The organism is Nostoc sp. DedQUE05, from assembly GCF_034530955.1.
Classification (GTDB): Bacteria; Cyanobacteriota; Cyanobacteriia; order Cyanobacteriales; family Nostocaceae; genus Nostoc.
In genome coordinates this window covers 1-15,400 of the sequence record NZ_JAVRCB010000013.1, presented here as the reverse complement: position 1 = coordinate 15,400, position 15,400 = coordinate 1, and the positions used below count along the sequence as shown (strand labels likewise).

Sequence of the window (15,400 nt, the reverse complement as noted above, 5' to 3'; positions counted from 1 at the left end):
ATCAAGCAAAAATAATTAATATACGATTTATTTATATAATTTACGTTTTAGATAAAATATTTAAATAAAAATAGGTGCGACAAAGTTACATTTTTTTGCTGAAGCCGATCGCAAGCCCTAATAATCCAAAATTACTCATACCCAACTAAATAGGTAGGCAGAAATAAAGCTAACTATATAACAAAATGTAAAACCTTCAAAACCCATGTAATTGCTTCACTTTTCTTTGCTCCGTAGCCAACGGGAACGCCAGGGGCGAACGCAATAATATAGTTATAAATCTTCTCGCGGACTTACTTAAAAAGCAAGTGCCAAGAGGATTTTTCGAGGCGATCGCTGACAATGGAATACCATTGGTCTAAAGTTGCTTTAAATTTGCGGTGTTGTAAATCTGGGAGCCAAAGGATTAAAGCATCCTCATCGTTATCTTGGTAGTAACGCCGCCGCCGCCCAGCTGTTTTGAAGCCAAATTTTTGATATAAAGATATTGCCGCCAAGTTGGAAGCTCGGACTTCGAGGGTAGCTCGCTCCATTTTGCGATCGCAAGCTGTCTTAATGAGTGAATATAATAAAGCCGCACCCAAACCTTGACGGTGATATTGAGGATGAACCGCCAAAATTGTAATGTGCGCTTCATCTAAAATTGACCAAAAGCAACCCATTCCTAGCAAACTTGTGCTGGAGGAGGAAGAAAATAAACCGAGTAAATCGCTGTTGGGACTATCCAATTCTCGTTTGTAGCCCTCCAGAGTCCAAAGTCCGCCAAAACAGGCTCGATCGAGTTCCAGGATAGCACTGAGATTTTCTAATGTCAGTAATTTAATTTCTAAGTCTAATGCGATCACATTTATTGAATAACGTTACAAACCCTTTGTAAACTGGGAATCGGGAGACGAACTCAAAGCCCGTAATTTGAACAAGGAAAACTTTTATAGTTATGGTATCGACTCACCCCACTGGGGTTCAACATTCTGGAAGTCAATATTTACCTCAAAGACACGACACCAGTGCAAATCCTTCGCCTAATCAAGAACTTTTACCCTTGACTGCCAGAGTTCATCATCATGACCTCTTGGAAATTGGTGGGTGTGATGTCACAACCCTAGTTGAGCAGTTTGGTTCACCTTTATATATTTTAGATGAAGAAACCCTGCGTTCGGCTTGTCAGCAATACCGAGATGCTTTCAAGCAATATTACAAGGGCGAATCTCAAGTATTGTACGCCTCAAAAGCTTGGAATTGTTTAGCTGTTTGTGCGATCGCCGCATCTGAAGGACTGGGAATTGATGTAGTTTCCGGAGGCGAACTTTACACCGCCCTACAAGCGGGTGTTAGTCCCAATAAAATCTACCTTCATGGAAATAATAAATCTCGTGAAGAATTAATTTTAGCGATCGAGTCTGATGTCACCATTGTGGCGGATAATTGGTATGAGTTGCGTACCCTTGTCGAAATAGCCCAACCTGCTCAACCAATCCGCATCATGCTACGGTTAACTCCCGGTATTGAGTGCCACACTCACGAATATATTCGCACGGGACACTTAGATAGCAAATTCGGTTTTGATCCCAACGATTTAGATGAGGTGTTTGGTTTTGTCAGTCAACAACCTATCCTTAATTGCGTAGGGGTACACGCTCATATTGGTTCCCAAATTTTTGAGCGCCAACCACATCAAGATTTGGCCGCCGTTATGGTGCAATGGCTGCGAGATGCTGCTAAGTTTGGTTTAAATATTACAGAGTTAAATGTTGGTGGCGGTTTAGGGATTAAATATATAGAATCAGACGATCCCCCTAGCATTGAAGAGTGGGTGAAGGCAATTTGTGAAGTAATTCAAGCAGCTTGTGCGGCCGAAAATCTGCCTTTGCCGAAATTACTTAGCGAGCCGGGGCGATCGCTAATTGCCACAGCTTGCGTCACTGCTTATACTATTGGTTCATCCAAAGTTATCCCAGAAATTCGTACCTATGTAGCGATCGATGGGGGAATGTCTGATAATCCCCGACCGATTACTTACCAATCAGTTTATCGGGCAGTAGTTGCCAATAAAATGTCTTCACCTTTAACCCAAACAGTCACAATTGCTGGTAAACATTGTGAATCAGGAGATATTCTGATTAAAAATGCTCTACTCCCAAAGACTGAACCAGGGGATATTCTCGTAGTTATGGGAACTGGTGCGTACAATTACAGTATGGCATCTAACTACAACCGCTTGCCTCGACCGGCAGCTGTCGTAGTGGCAAATGGCGAAGCAAATTTAATTTTGCAACGTGAAACTTATGAAGATTTAATTCGACAAGATCGCCTACCAGAAAGACTCAAGAAATAGTCATTTGTCTTTGGTCATTAGTCATTAGTCATTTGCAAATGACGAAGGACAAATGACAAATGACCAACTGTAAATTAGAGGCAAAAGTTTAATCCAGATGTCATGAGAGATTGGTGGAAGCAATGGCTGACAAACCTGGGGTGGTCACAGTCCTTGCTACTTGGGACTCTGGATATTGTCTTAGTGCTGGCGCTGACGTACATGATACTAGTTATTATTAGTGAGCGCCGGACACTATGGATGGTGCGGGGATTCATTATCTTAATGCTAGCCTCAGCACTCAGTGGCAGATTCGGACTACCTCTGCTAAGTTTTGTACTAGAAAAGTTGGTGATTGGTTGTGCTGTGGCGATGGCAGTTGCTCTACAGTCAGAGTTTCGACGGTTTTTGGAGCAATTGGGGCGTGGCGAATTCCGCCAGCTGTTTCAACCCGACCGTCTGGCAATCCCCAAATCTGATAGCGTAATTGATGAAATTGTTGAGGCTGTTAAAGAATTGTCAAAAAACCGCATTGGAGCTTTACTAATTGTGGAAACCACAGGGCCAATTGATGAGCGAGATTTTTCTGTGCCAGGAGTAAAGCTAAATGCGGAAGTTTCTAAAGAACTAATCCAGACAATTTTTCAGCCAAAAACTTTGTTACACGATGGAGCGACATTGATTCGTGGCTCACGGATTGTGTCATCAGGTATAATTTTACCACTTTCGGGACGCACAGCCTCGCGCCAGCTGGGAACACGCCACCGGGCAGCAATGGGAATTACTGAGCGGGTCGAAAATTGCATTTGTGTCGTTGTCTCTGAAGAAACGGGTTCTATTTCCTTAGCGGAACGGGGAACCCTAAATAGACCGCTGACGAATAGGAAACTGAAAGAGTCATTAGAGGCTGTTTTGTCTCCAACCGTGGATAGGGAAGCTGTTGCTCCTGGTCTGTTGAGTTTTGTTCGTCGGATAGGTGGGAAGACACTAGCACTGGTTTCACGTTTACTCAGATTACCATCGACCGCTTCTCGAGATAAAAAATGACACTACAACAAACTAAACTGCAAGATTTACCTACCGATTTAAAACGAGAATTATTGCCGCAGCACGTTGCGGTGATTATGGATGGTAATGGTCGATGGGCTAAACGTCAGGGTCTACCCCGAATTATGGGTCATAAGCGAGGAGTAGATGCTCTCAAGGATTTACTTCGCTGTTGTCAGGATTGGGGAATTCAGGCGTTGACAGCTTATGCTTTTTCAACAGAGAACTGGAAAAGACCGCAGGAAGAAGTAGATTTTTTGATGACTCTATTTCAAAGAGTTTTGCGCCAAGAACTGCGGGAAATGGTCGAAGAAAATGTTCAAATTAAGTTTGTAGGGAATTTGCAAGACCTGCCACGATCGCTTCAACAAGAAATTTCTCGTTCAATGGAAGAAACTAAGAATAATCGCGGTATCCGGTTTTCCGTGGCAACTAATTATGGTGGACGGCAAGAAATTTTACAAGCTTGTCAGGCGATCGCTAAGCTTGTCCAGCAAGGTGTGCTACAACCCAATGAAATTAATGAACAGGTGTTTGAGAGCCACTTGTACACAGCCGGAATTACTGACCCAGATTTGTTAATTCGCACCAGTGGAGAAATCCGCCTCTCAAATTTTCTTCTCTGGCAAATGGCTTATGGAGAAATTTATATTACCGATGCTCTCTGGCCCGATTTTGACCGTGCCGAATTTCATCGTGCCTTGTGTGCCTACCAGCAACGGGAGCGGCGATTTGGGAAAGTCTAAATCTGTTTACGCAATTAGACTAAGTAGGTCGGCGTAAAAATTTGTCGTTGGCATCAGGCAGGAGGAAAAAGGGTTTTAGTCTAGTTTATCTTTCTTCACATAGTTTGGTTTTCTTGTGCCAACTTATTTATATAGCAAGGGACTGGGGACTGGTGACACTTCGACAAGCTCAGTGCATTGCTGGGGATTGGGTGAAAAGTCTTGTTGTGTCTAAGTTTTATCATCTGTTAATGTCCTAACCACGAAGGCTTGTGCTATACAACCAATACCTAATTGGGATAAAAAAGTAATTAAATAAAATCAACTATTTTTCGGTCGTCGCAGTTTCTTGGAATTCATTGGGCCGAGAATTTGATTCAGGCTACGCAATTGCTCTGCTGTACCCATACCAATTAGTCTGTCTCCCGACATTAAAATCGTATCGCCAGTGGGGCCACCGATTAAAGTTCCATCAACACGGTGAATTGCCAGAACCAATGCTCCAGTTTGCGATCGCAATCTCGCCTTTTGCAAACTTTGACCCACAACAGGACAAAAAGCAGGGTCGAGTAAAAATTCTTCCATATACAACTGGCGGTCTGCACCAGTCAAAATCCCATCTACAAAATCCAATACTTGGGGCCTGAGAGCCGCAGCAGCCATGCGTTTCCCGCCAGTAATATAGGGGGATATCACTTCATCTGCACCACCGCGTCGTAACTTCTGCAAAGCTTCTTCTGTACTTGCCCGTGCGATCACCCGAATTCCTGAATTCAGCGTTTTTGCTGACAAGACGATGTATAAATTTTCAGCATCAGAGGGAAGGGCTGCAACAATACACATCGCCCGTTCAATACCAACTTTTAGGAGTGTGTCATCTAATGTAGCGTCACCTTGGTATGCTGTATAACCTTCAGCTTGCGCCCTTTGGATTGATTCTGTCTCCGAATCAATTACTACAAAAGCTACACCTTCTGTCCGAAATTCCTTGGCAATTTGCCGACCAGTCCGACTAAATCCACAGATGATGTAATGTTCTGATAGGGATTCCATTAACCGCCTCTGTTGTTGTAGCCGAATTCCTTCTTGAAAGTACCCTTGAATAATCGCTTCTGTAAATCTATTGACAATGTAACCGATATTGACTACACCTAACAAAATCAGGGCAATTGTAAACAATCGTCCTCGACTACCGAGTGGTTGCGTCTCTCCGTATCCCACAGTCGCCAAAGTGATAACTGTCATGTAAGCTGCATCTTCCCATGACCAGCCCTCCACTAACCAGTACCACAAAGTGCCAATCAAGAAAACACCACCAAGAGCGATCGCCCCAGCCATCAACTCTTTTTGGATACGTTGATATTTTTGCTCAAGTGTTGAGAATGAGGTAAAAATAGTATTTTTAGCCTACTTTTTCTAGTTTTCTACTAACTTTAAAATTATCTATACTAATAGTCCAATAACTCAGGACTACTTACCTTTTTTCTTATCTAGTGCTTCTTGGATAGCGCGTCTACAGAATTCTGGAGGGTCTTCTTGTGCTTTCACCTCTTCCTTCATTTCCTTAGTAACCCGGAAACTCAGATTATCGGTTAACTCTCTACTTGGTTGAGATGATTCAAAATTTTGAGGGTTACCCTTGGGGTTAGGCATTGTTGAGAGATATAAATAAGGCTTGATTTGATGTATACAAGGAAATAGAGTTTAAATCGGTAGGTATCATCCCTGGAAAAGTTGTTACCTACCGATACCACTTTTACAAGAGGTAACTCTATTTTATGTTCACGCGTTCCGAGTTAGAAATCAAAACCATCCCAGAATTACGTGACTTATGCCGTCGATACGGTGTTAAACCTACAGGCAGTGCGGCATACAAAGTCAGCTACCTTACTTCTCTGATGGCATTCCCTCAGCTAGCACTTGGGCAGCTAAGAGAAGGAAGGGGATTAAAATCTCCTGGACTTAGCGCCATTCAATTTTTTGAAGGGATGAGATGAAATGAATTCACCCACAGATGAGCAAGCAGCACTCATCAAAATAACCTTGGAAGGTACGAGAATGGCTTACCCCGATAGGTTTGACCAAGAGAACCTAGCTGAATTTGCACAAAGCTAAGATGCACCTTGAAATGGTTGTTGGGCTACTGGGTCAATCGCGATCGAGAAGATCCCCGACTTCTTTAAAAAGTCGGGGATCTGTGGCTTTAAATTGCTCAAGTGTTGAGTACAAAGTTTTTTTCACCACCACCAGGCCTTTGAGGTCATATAAACGTTAGTTTAAGAAGAAGTACGAGTTGTGCTAAATAAAAAGTATTTTTTAGGGATTTCTAGGAAACTAGTAAATAACTATATAATGAAAAACTTTCAGGAGGAGCGGTAGTGAGCCTACAAACTCTCGTTGACCAAGCCACCATCCCCCCAGATTCAGGGTCAGCATCTAGTCCCTTTGATACAGATAGCTTTAATGAAGCTGTCATGTCTACCTACGCCCGGTTTCCCTTAGCCCTAGAACGGGGTGCTGGATGCCAAGTTTGGGATACGCAGGGACGGGAATATCTGGACTTTGTAGCGGGAATTGCTACTTGTACTTTAGGACATGCCCACCCAGCGATGGTAGAAGCGGTAACACGCCAAATCCAAAAGCTGCACCATGTCTCTAATTTGTATTACATTCCTGAGCAAGGTGAATTGGCAAAATGGCTTGTCGATCGTTCCTGTGCCGATCGCGTATTTTTCTGCAACTCTGGTGCTGAAGCTAACGAAGCCGCAATTAAACTGGCGCGGAAATACGCTCACACAGTATTAGACATTGAAAAACCGATTATTTTAACCGCCAATGCCAGTTTCCACGGACGGACTTTGGCAACCATTACCGCTACAGCACAACCGAAGTATCAAAAATACTTCGATCCCTTGGTTCCTGGGTTCCACTACGTAAATTACAACGATATTAACGCTGTGGAAGTAGCGATTAGCGAGTTGGATGAAGGCGATTATCGGGTAGCAGCAATTCTGATCGAGCCATTGCAGGGAGAAGGCGGTGTACGTCCAGGAGACGTTGCCTATTTCAAAAAGCTCCGGCAAATTTGCGATGAAACTGGCGTTTTGTTGATTTTCGACGAAGTGCAAGTTGGTATGGGACGTAGCGGCAAATTATGGGCTTACGAGCATCTCGGCGTTGAACCGGATATTTTCACCAGTGCCAAAGGCTTAGGTGGAGGTGTCCCCATCGGTGCAATGATGAGCAAGAAATTTTGCGATGTTTTTCAACCAGGGGAACACGCCAGCACTTTTGGCGGAAATCCTTTTGTGTGTGGTGTGGCACTCAGTGTTTGCCAGACATTGGAACGGGAAAATATTTTGCAGAATGTGCAAGACAGGGGCGAACAGTTGCGAACTGGATTGAAGGCGATCGCAGCGAAATATCCTCAGCACATTGGCGAAGTTCGGGGTTGGGGTTTAATCAACGGTTTGGAGTTACGAGCCGACATCGAGATAACCGCAGCCGATGTCGTTAATGCTGCCATCAAGGAGGGTGTATTGTTGGTACCAGCCGGCCCAAAAGTAGTCCGGTTTGTGCCACCGTTAATTGTTACAGAGGCGGAAGTCAATACTGCCTTGCAAGCCGTGGACAAGGCGATCGCAATTCTCACCAAATAAAACAGGAGTCAGAATACAGAATTCAGAATTGGTGAATACTCAACCCATAAAGAGATAGAGTTTTAAGGCGAGAATATTTTAATTTTTTCCGCCCACTATTCCACTCGCTTTTAACCAATATTCGTCACCCACTCGTACAGAATTCATACTGAATTCTGACTCCTGAGTTCTGAATTCTTCATATAAAATATTGTTTGTTTTGTGTAGAGACGTTGCAATGCAACGTCTCTTTTTCATTCTGGGGAAATTTCTCGATAAGCTTGCCGACACTGCTCATAATTGTCTGGCAAAATCTCAGCATTACCAAAACATAATTGCTCGTGAGTAGTAATTAAAGTTTCATAAGGCTGTATGGAAGTCACAGAAGATCGCAGCAATTGCAAATATTCTTCATCAGTACGGCTGAGTTTGTGGGGTGCAATCGCATTTTTATCCAACTGCTGCAACATCGCTAAATAAACACAACGGCAAGCCTCACGGTAGTTACCTTGACGGTAAAATTCTTGCGATCGCTCCAACAAAAGGGCTATGGATGACTCATTGGAGCGAGTTTTGACGCGAAAATCAGTGAGATTGCCACTTCTATTTAGCCAAGAATATATATAGGGACTGAATTCTCGCCATAATCGCCAACCCACCCACGCTACAAATAATCCCAGTACCAGCCAAAACAAGAATTTCAGCAATTCACTAAGCCTTGGGCTAATTGACCATCCAGTAGGCAATTCTGGTAAAGCCCGTTCAAAGCGGTAAAACTGGTATTCCCACCATTCACCCGCTTGTTGTTGGAATTGAGACAAATGCCAACTCCAGCTAGTTTTTTCAAAAGTATCTGTCATAGGAGGGAGTGGGGAGTGGGGGAGCGGATGAGTAATGAGTAATGAGTTGGAGCAGGGAAGCAGAGGGGCAGGGGGCAGAGGAGCAGGGGACAAGGAGATAAACAAAACTCTTAACTCTTAACTCCTAACTCCTAACTCAGCACTCTAACGCCCAATGCCCAATGCCCAATACCCAATGACCAATGACCAATGACCAATGACTAATGACTAATGACTCTTGACTCTTTTTTTATCATTAGCCAGCCGATGAGAACAAGTAGCGCACCGAATGCCAGAAATCCTAGATCCCAAGCTAACTCATTTGGGCCTGGTTTCACATGATGGACACCGAGAATTTGGTGGTCAATTAAACCTTCAATAAAGTCGAACAACCCAGTCCCAATCAGTATCGATCCAATAAAGGTTTGTGATGACCAAGGAACATCATCACGTCTTCCGGCACGCCATAGTAACACAAGTCCTGCCACGGTGAATACCCAATCCAAGGTATGAAATAATCCATCCCACACCATGTTCAAATCTATATTCGCCCTATTTGTCAGAGGCCTAATGTTACTGAGCATGTGATGCCACTGGAGGATTTGATGCAGTAAAATTCCATCAATAAACCCTCCAAGACCCACACCAAGAAAAATTCCAGCAGTTATTAGTGGTGCGCGTCGGTTGAGGGTTTCACTTTTTGCCTCCATTGTCAACCTCATAGATAGGCTTTTTTACCAAAATACAACTCTTTTGAGAGAAATATCTTCTATCTTGAGGCCAGTACGATCGCTCAACTTAAATTAATTAATCTTCAAATTTAATCTGCATACCCGCTTTCACTGGGTCGAAATCTTGGGGAAAATGGGTGCTGCGATCGCAGCACCCATTTTCCAGGTTCGCTCCTTTAAGAGCGGCTTGGCGGAGATTCGCTGACATCAATAATGCTCCCCTAAGATCGGCATCCTTCAGATTAGCTTGACTCAAATCGGCAAAGCTCAAATCAGTTCCCCTCAAATTAGCGTTACTCAGGTTAGCTTCACTCAAGTCAGCATAACTTAGGTCAGATCCTTTCAAGTTAATGCCTTGCAAATCAGCATTACCCAGTTCTGCTTTACTAAAGTTCCGTTTTCCTGCTGCATAACTCTCCACGAGAGTAGCGGCACTATTTATCGGCTGTTGAAAATTGACTTCAGGCATATAACAGCGTCACAGATTGCTCGTTCTTACTTTCATCTTCCCCTTTTAATTACGAATTACGAATTACGAATTACGAACTAGTAATTATACTTCCTAAATGTAATACATTAGTTCCTTCTGTTGTCGGATCGATCTTCGTTCACAAAGGTCTTGGAGTGTATATTTTGCTAAAACAGAGTTAGCAGCTTGACGTGCTTCTTGCCAAACTTCCTGAATTAGCTCACCTTCTACTGTATTAGGAGTCGGCTCAGAAGGAGAGACAACAATATCTGACCCTTCCATGCAGCTAAAAGCATCCAACACTGTAATTTTTCCGGGATCTCGTGCCAGAACATAGCCACCTTTGGCTCCGCGTATACTCTTAATTAAACCTCCACGTCTTAATGTCGCTAGGAGTTGTTCTAAATAGCGGTTCGGGATGTCTTGCAATGCCGCTATCTCTCGAATTTGTAGGGCTTCACCGTTAGGGTAGCAGGTTGCTAACTCTAACAGGGCTAGAAGTGCGTATTCTGATTTGTTAGAGATTACCACAGGCGTAATATTTTAAGCTCATATTTAAAGATACAAAGTCTTTGAGTTTGTTTCCCTAAGCTACTGCGAAGAAAAACTTTACAATCAACCTATTGTTGACCGGCTTACTCCACTTTAAAGACCTTCTAGCATACAAGCAATTACTTTTGTTTTTAAATTCGATAAATAAAAGTGATTGATTAGCTATACATGGAAATTTCTTGAAAATGGCAGAATAACTGTAAAGGTAGTTCCCACATCGATCGCACTTTCAACTGTAATCTCGCCGCCGTGTAAATCTACAGCCTGCTTGACAATGGACATCCCTAATCCCATTCCTGGGATATTGGCTGTATTACTAGCGCGATGGAACGGTTCAAAGATGTGTTCAATGTCAGAAGCAGGAATGCCAATACCAGAATCTTGAGTCTGAAATATAGCTTGCTCGTTGCTAGTGGTTACAGAAAACCTAACTGTACTTCCAATGGGAGAGTATTTTAGACAATTTGAGAATAAATTACTCAAGATTTGGCGCAGTAGTTTCGCGTCTAAATTAGCTTCTGTGCATTGGCACTCACTGCTAAAAACGATCGCATGTTGTGAGCGATCGCTCTGTTGTAATTCTTCTAATAAATCGCGGCAAAATTCCACTAAATTTATCGGTGTTGGATTAAACTCTAACTTGCTTGTTTCATCCTGACTCACCACTAATACATCATCCAATAACTGGGTTATATGCATAACTGATTTTTGAATGCGACGCAGGTGAGTCTGTTGTCGCTGTTCGCTCCAGAGGTGGCGATAATGTTCTAGTAGTTCCGCAGAAGAGTGGATGGTAGCCAAAGGGGTGCGAAACTCATGGGAAGTGATGGTGAGCAAGCGGGATTTCAGTTCGCTAAACTCCCTTTCTTTAGCAAGCGCTTGTCGCATCGCCTGTTCTGCCCATTGCAGCTTGGCTTGCGTTCGCTTGCTTTCGCTAATATCCCGCAATATCCAGCGCAGACTAACTAACTCACTATGTCGATCGCGGATAGCAACCACCTTAACCGCAGCAATAATAGGTGTTTTGTCACGCGGTCGTAGGTTTACTTCCCATTCTTGCATTTTCCAGTCTGGGAATTGAGCGCGATCGCGCAGATGAGTTAGTTTCAAATGAAAAGCAATTATTTCTTTCTCAAGCACAAAAATCCCTATGGATTTGCCCAACAATGAACTTTTAGAAATGTTAAGCAGAGTGGTAGCGGCTGAGTTAGCTTCCTGAATTATCCCTTTTGTATCAGTCACAAAATAAGCGTCTGGGACTTCCTCAAATAATTCTTGGTAGCGTTGACTTTCTGCTACCAAAGCCTGTTGAGTTTTGGATAATTCTTCATTCTGCTGCTTTAAATCTTCATTTACTAGTTGAAGTTCTTCCAAAGCCAGGTAAACTTCTTTGAATACTGCGGTAACGAGTTGAATATCTGCTTGTGCTTTTTGCTGTTCGTTCTGGCGTTGCAAGAGGGCGACGCGCTTACGCATGTTCTCTATCTGCAAAGCTAAATCGTCCGAATTCACGCTCTTGCTCCTAATTTCTAAAGTGGAGTTTGTTTTAGATTCCCTACTTAGACGATATTAGCTTTTGGAGTTTAGCAGCTATCAGTAATTTCAATGTAGTTTTAGGTAGTTTTAGTTCTTTGGGCTGATTAGGACTGAATACAGCAGAATTCAGGAGTAAAACATACTTTATACCTGGCTTTAAGACGAATCTTTGTCTATTTCATCTTCCTGGAAATCTGCTGTAAGTAATCAAGCAACTCTCGTTTATAGCACAAGCCTTGGTGGTTAGGACATCAACAGACACGATACAACTTAGACACAAAAAGGCTTTTCATCCAGTCCCCAGTCCCCAGTCCCTTGCTATATTTAATGTTTTCGTTTGGAAATATTACTCAATTGCTCTCGAAGGTCTGCCCATTTAATACCTTCTAGACTGGGTAAAACAATATGAGCGGCTCCAACTCGCTCAACAGGGCCAAGTCCTATTGCCCACATCCCAGCAGCGAGAGCGGCTTCAACACCGGCTGCGGCATCTTCTACAACCACAGATTGCGCTGGTTCGATTCCTAGCTGCTTGGCTGCGTACAGAAAGAGGTCGGGTGCTGGCTTGGGTTCTTGTACGCTATAACCATCAGCGATCGCATCTACTTTATCAGCAATGCCCAATCGCTCAATCACAGTCTGGGCATTTTTGCTTGCTGAACCAATACCGATCTTAATACCAGCTTGCCGCAGTTCATCCAACAAGGCGATCGCACCTGGTAACAAATCGTGGGATGTCATGTTTTGGATCAATTCCACATAGTAGCGATTTTTACGCTCCATCATCTCCTCGATTTGTGCTTCCGAATACGCTCTATTCCCAAGAATCACCATCAGAGAAGCACGACGGGATACGCCCCGCAAAGCTTCGTTAGCTTCTCGATTAAACGGTATACCCTCTTCATCAGCTAGCTTTTGCCAAGCGAGATAGTGAAGTTCTGCTGTATCTGTTAGCACACCATCTAAATCGAAGATGAATCCTTGGATGTTGGGCATTGGGGATTGGGCACTTGTACTGAGCGAAGTCGTTCGCGTAGCGTCTCGCAGAGAAGTATTGGGCATTGAGAATTGGTTGTCTGCGTTATCTGCGTTGTTTCCTTGTCTCCTTGTTCCCTTCTCCTCATGCCCAATGCCCCATGCCCCATGCCCCATGCCCAATGCCCCATGCTCCATGCTCAATTCCCAATGCAAATCAAAGTCGTGCCATTTCCCGCGCCAGTGCAGTTTAAACTTTAAGCGCGTCCAGCCAGGGGGAAGGTGGGGGTTGGCTACAGGGCCATTTTCAGTTAATTGGATGCCGCCGAATCCAAAAATTACAGCTTGCCAAATTCCACCAGCACTAGCACCGTGAATTCCGTCGTTGGTATTACCTCGGTTATCTTCAAGATCCACCATTAACGCCCGCATAAATTGTTCGTAAGCTTCAGTTGATTTGCCCAAATCGGAAGCTAAAATGGCTTGAACTGCTGGGCCAAGGGACGAACCATAAGTAATATCAGTGCGGGGTGCGTAGTAGTCCCAGTTTGTCTGCAATGCTTTTTCGTTATAGGGAAAATCTGCTGATTCCCGCATTAAATATAGGAGCATTAATACGTCTGGCTGTTTGAGTACTTGAGATTTGTTGGTTTTATCAATACCTAAGATCGGTTGCATGGAGCGATCGCGTGGTTCATAATCTGCTAAGTTGATATCTTCCAATTGGAAAAATCCCTCGCACTGCTCGATTAGTCCTGTTGATGGGTCATAGAAAAACAATATTTTGGTGACGATATCTTGCCAGTGCGATCGCTCCTCTGGGGTCAGCTTTAATTTTTGTTCTAGTTCGATAGCTCGTTCGGGGAATTTATCAGCCAACCAATTATAGACGGCGATCGCTTTCTCTAGATGCCATTGCGCCATCCGGTTTGTAAAGGCGTTGTTGTGGACTAATTCATGGTATTCATCCGCTCCGATTACTCCCTGAATTTCATACCGCGATCGCTCAGAATTGAATTCGACTCGACTACCCCAAAAGAGCGCGGCATCTAAAATAATCTCTGCGCCGCACTTTTGCATCCAGTCATCATCGCCAGTGGCTTGCCAGTAGTTCCAGACTGCGTAGGGGATATCTGCATTGATATGAATTTCGCGATCGCGGCACCAAATCCGCACGTCTTCCCCATAAAAATCACTACCAATAGCCCAACGTGGTGTCACTTCATCTCCGGTATCAGCACTTTCCCAGGCAAACATTGCCCCTTTATAACTGTAATGGCCTGCCTTGCGTCTAGCTCCTGGTAAGGTGTGCCAACGGTAACTGAGTAAGTTGCGGGCGATCGCTGGTTGGGTAAACAGAAACAAAGGCTGCATAAAAATTTCTGTATCCCAAAAAATATGACCGCGATAGCCAAACCCCGAAAGGGTTTTAGCGGGAATGCTCACCCTGTCATCATCCCGTGGGGCAGCAATCAGCAGTTGAAACAGATTGTAGCGAACAGCAAAAGTAGCTGTACTATCCCCCTCAATCAGGATGTCACTTTGCTGCCAAACCTCATTCCATGCCTGCTCATTAGCTTTTAGTAATGTTGCATAATCTGGCAGCTGTGCGAGTTTTTCTCGAGCTGCTGGAACTGGTGCTTCAATCTCCCGCGAGGTAAAAACGGTCACGAGTTTTTCCACCGTTACGGTCTGCTGCGCTTTCGCCAAGAAGGTTGTACTCAAGGTAGGATAACCAGGTGCGGTATTGACTTGCAAAGATGCTTCAGTGCCTAATATTGTCAACTTAGCTGCCATACCGAGTTCAATTCGAGAGTTGCGCGTGCGGCGTTGCAACCAGATTCCTTGGTTAGTCTTGCCCTGATCTAATTCTTCCCAGTGATTGAAACCCTGATTTTCTGGATAGCCATTGATGCTAGCTTGAACTTCGATTAACCCCTCAAAATCTATTGGTGTTAAATGGCAGCGTAACGCCAACACGTGCGGATCTGCAAGACTAGCAAAGCGTTCAAAGCTGATGTCTATGGTGTTCCCACTGGGAGAGCGCCAACGCAAGGCACGCAAAAGTAGTCCTTGGCGTAAATCAAGCTGGCGCTCGTAGCGCAATATCTCACCTCGATCGAGACGGAAGCGATCGCCATTTACAATTACTATCAAGGGTAGCCAGTCAGGGCAATTTACCAGTTCGGTGTATACTACAGGCACATCATCGTAGACACCGTGAATAAAAGTAGCTGGCAATGCATGAGGATAACCTTCCTCGAAACTGCCTCTTGTTCCCAGGTATCCATTGCCGATTGTAAAGACGGTTTCTTTGGAGTGCAATTGCTCAGGGTCAAACTGGGTTTCGATTAATATCCAGTCTGTGTAGATAAAATGGCGAGAACGACCTTTTGTTTGCATAAGTTGGCGAGTGGGGAATCGGGATTTTGAGTCTTTGAGCTAGATGAATGAGTCTTTGAACTCCGTTAATGAGTATTTGAGGTGGATTAACGGAGTTCCGAGGTGGATTAACGGAGTTCAGAGGTGGATTAACGGAGTTCAGAGGTGGATTAACGGAGTTCAGAGGTGGAT

At 44.0% G+C, this 15,400-nt stretch carries 15 protein-coding genes; 5 read left to right on the top strand and 10 right to left on the bottom strand.

The window, feature by feature from the left end:
- Positions 1-293 precede the first annotated feature (293 nt).
- A complete protein-coding gene (rimI, locus tag RMZ42_RS11580; protein WP_322671575.1) occupies positions 294-845 on the bottom strand; it encodes a ribosomal protein S18-alanine N-acetyltransferase in 552 nt (183 codons plus the stop codon).
- 92 nt (positions 846-937) lie between these two features.
- Between rimI and lysA the strand changes: the two genes are divergently transcribed.
- The 3 genes from lysA to RMZ42_RS11565 all read left to right on the top strand — a co-directional run bounded on the left by lysA (position 938) and on the right by RMZ42_RS11565 (position 4,107).
- A complete protein-coding gene (gene lysA / locus RMZ42_RS11575; protein WP_322671574.1) occupies positions 938-2,335 on the top strand; it encodes a diaminopimelate decarboxylase in 1,398 nt (465 codons plus the stop codon).
- A gap of 102 nt (positions 2,336-2,437) precedes the next feature.
- Positions 2,438-3,361 carry a diadenylate cyclase CdaA gene (gene cdaA / locus RMZ42_RS11570; RefSeq protein WP_322671573.1) on the top strand — a complete coding sequence of 308 codons (924 nt, stop codon included), beginning with the start codon at positions 2,438-2,440 and terminating at the stop codon, positions 3,359-3,361.
- Positions 3,358-4,107, top strand: a complete 750-nt coding sequence (locus RMZ42_RS11565) for an isoprenyl transferase (protein WP_322671572.1) — start codon at positions 3,358-3,360, stop codon at positions 4,105-4,107. The genes cdaA and RMZ42_RS11565 overlap by 4 nt, the downstream gene beginning before the upstream one ends.
- Before the next feature lie 300 nt (positions 4,108-4,407).
- Here the strand turns inward: RMZ42_RS11565 and RMZ42_RS11560 are convergent, their stop codons facing one another.
- Positions 4,408-5,424 carry a potassium channel family protein gene (locus RMZ42_RS11560; RefSeq protein WP_322671571.1) on the bottom strand — a complete coding sequence of 339 codons (1,017 nt, stop codon included), beginning with the start codon at positions 5,422-5,424 and terminating at the stop codon, positions 4,408-4,410.
- A gap of 132 nt (positions 5,425-5,556) precedes the next feature.
- Positions 5,557-5,739 carry a hypothetical protein gene (locus RMZ42_RS11555; protein ID WP_229458098.1) on the bottom strand — a complete coding sequence of 61 codons (183 nt, stop codon included), beginning with the start codon at positions 5,737-5,739 and terminating at the stop codon, positions 5,557-5,559.
- 125 nt (positions 5,740-5,864) lie between these two features.
- Here RMZ42_RS11555 and RMZ42_RS11550 point away from each other — a divergent pair, with 125 nt between their 5' ends.
- Both RMZ42_RS11550 and RMZ42_RS11545 read left to right on the top strand, forming a co-directional pair.
- Positions 5,865-6,083 (top strand): hypothetical protein, encoded by a 219-nt coding sequence (locus RMZ42_RS11550; RefSeq protein ID WP_322671570.1) that lies wholly within the window; start codon positions 5,865-5,867, stop codon positions 6,081-6,083.
- Between the two features lie 381 nt (positions 6,084-6,464).
- Complete coding sequence (locus RMZ42_RS11545) at positions 6,465-7,745, top strand: aspartate aminotransferase family protein (protein ID WP_322671569.1); 1,281 nt, start codon at positions 6,465-6,467, stop codon at positions 7,743-7,745.
- A gap of 233 nt (positions 7,746-7,978) precedes the next feature.
- Here RMZ42_RS11545 and RMZ42_RS11540 read toward each other — a convergent pair whose 3' ends face one another.
- The 7 genes from RMZ42_RS11540 to RMZ42_RS11510 form a co-directional block, all read right to left on the bottom strand.
- Positions 7,979-8,584 (bottom strand): DUF4129 domain-containing protein, encoded by a 606-nt coding sequence (locus RMZ42_RS11540; RefSeq protein ID WP_322671568.1) that lies wholly within the window; start codon positions 8,582-8,584, stop codon positions 7,979-7,981.
- Between the two features lie 200 nt (positions 8,585-8,784).
- Positions 8,785-9,273 carry a DUF2243 domain-containing protein gene (locus tag RMZ42_RS11535; protein ID WP_322671567.1) on the bottom strand — a complete coding sequence of 163 codons (489 nt, stop codon included), beginning with the start codon at positions 9,271-9,273 and terminating at the stop codon, positions 8,785-8,787.
- A 97-nt stretch (positions 9,274-9,370) separates the two neighbouring features.
- Entirely contained in the window at positions 9,371-9,763 is a 393-nt protein-coding gene (locus RMZ42_RS11530) for a pentapeptide repeat-containing protein (RefSeq protein ID WP_322671566.1), read from the bottom strand.
- A gap of 93 nt (positions 9,764-9,856) precedes the next feature.
- Entirely contained in the window at positions 9,857-10,294 is a 438-nt protein-coding gene (locus RMZ42_RS11525) for an Rrf2 family transcriptional regulator (RefSeq protein ID WP_322671565.1), read from the bottom strand.
- Between the two features lie 183 nt (positions 10,295-10,477).
- On the bottom strand, positions 10,478-11,827 hold the full coding sequence (locus RMZ42_RS11520) for an ATP-binding protein (RefSeq protein WP_322671564.1): 1,350 nt from the start codon (positions 11,825-11,827) through the stop codon (positions 10,478-10,480).
- Between the two features lie 348 nt (positions 11,828-12,175).
- Positions 12,176-15,229, bottom strand: a complete 3,054-nt coding sequence (gene pgmB / locus RMZ42_RS11515) for a beta-phosphoglucomutase (RefSeq protein ID WP_322671563.1) — start codon at positions 15,227-15,229, stop codon at positions 12,176-12,178.
- Positions 15,162-15,400, bottom strand: a 239-nt coding sequence (locus RMZ42_RS11510) for a hypothetical protein (protein ID WP_322671562.1), incomplete at its 5' end; no start/stop codon positions are given. The genes RMZ42_RS11510 and pgmB, both read right to left, overlap by 68 nt.

Excerpts from the sequence above, each read along its gene's own strand:
- lysA (WP_322671574.1), top strand. The coding sequence starts at position 938 with ATGGTATCGACTCACCCCACTGGGGTTCAACATTCTGGAAGTCAATAT.
- cdaA (WP_322671573.1), top strand. The coding sequence starts at position 2,438 with ATGAGAGATTGGTGGAAGCAATGGCTGACAAACCTGGGGTGGTCACAG.
- RMZ42_RS11565 (WP_322671572.1), top strand. The coding sequence starts at position 3,358 with ATGACACTACAACAAACTAAACTGCAAGATTTACCTACCGATTTAAAA.
- RMZ42_RS11560 (WP_322671571.1), bottom strand. The coding sequence starts at position 5,424 with ATGGCTGGGGCGATCGCTCTTGGTGGTGTTTTCTTGATTGGCACTTTG.
- RMZ42_RS11555 (WP_229458098.1), bottom strand. The coding sequence starts at position 5,739 with ATGCCTAACCCCAAGGGTAACCCTCAAAATTTTGAATCATCTCAACCA.
- RMZ42_RS11550 (WP_322671570.1), top strand. The coding sequence starts at position 5,865 with ATGTTCACGCGTTCCGAGTTAGAAATCAAAACCATCCCAGAATTACGT.
- RMZ42_RS11540 (WP_322671568.1), bottom strand. The coding sequence starts at position 8,584 with ATGACAGATACTTTTGAAAAAACTAGCTGGAGTTGGCATTTGTCTCAA.
- RMZ42_RS11535 (WP_322671567.1), bottom strand. The coding sequence starts at position 9,273 with ATGGAGGCAAAAAGTGAAACCCTCAACCGACGCGCACCACTAATAACT.
- RMZ42_RS11530 (WP_322671566.1), bottom strand. The coding sequence starts at position 9,763 with ATGCCTGAAGTCAATTTTCAACAGCCGATAAATAGTGCCGCTACTCTC.
- pgmB (WP_322671563.1), bottom strand. The coding sequence starts at position 15,229 with ATGCAAACAAAAGGTCGTTCTCGCCATTTTATCTACACAGACTGGATA.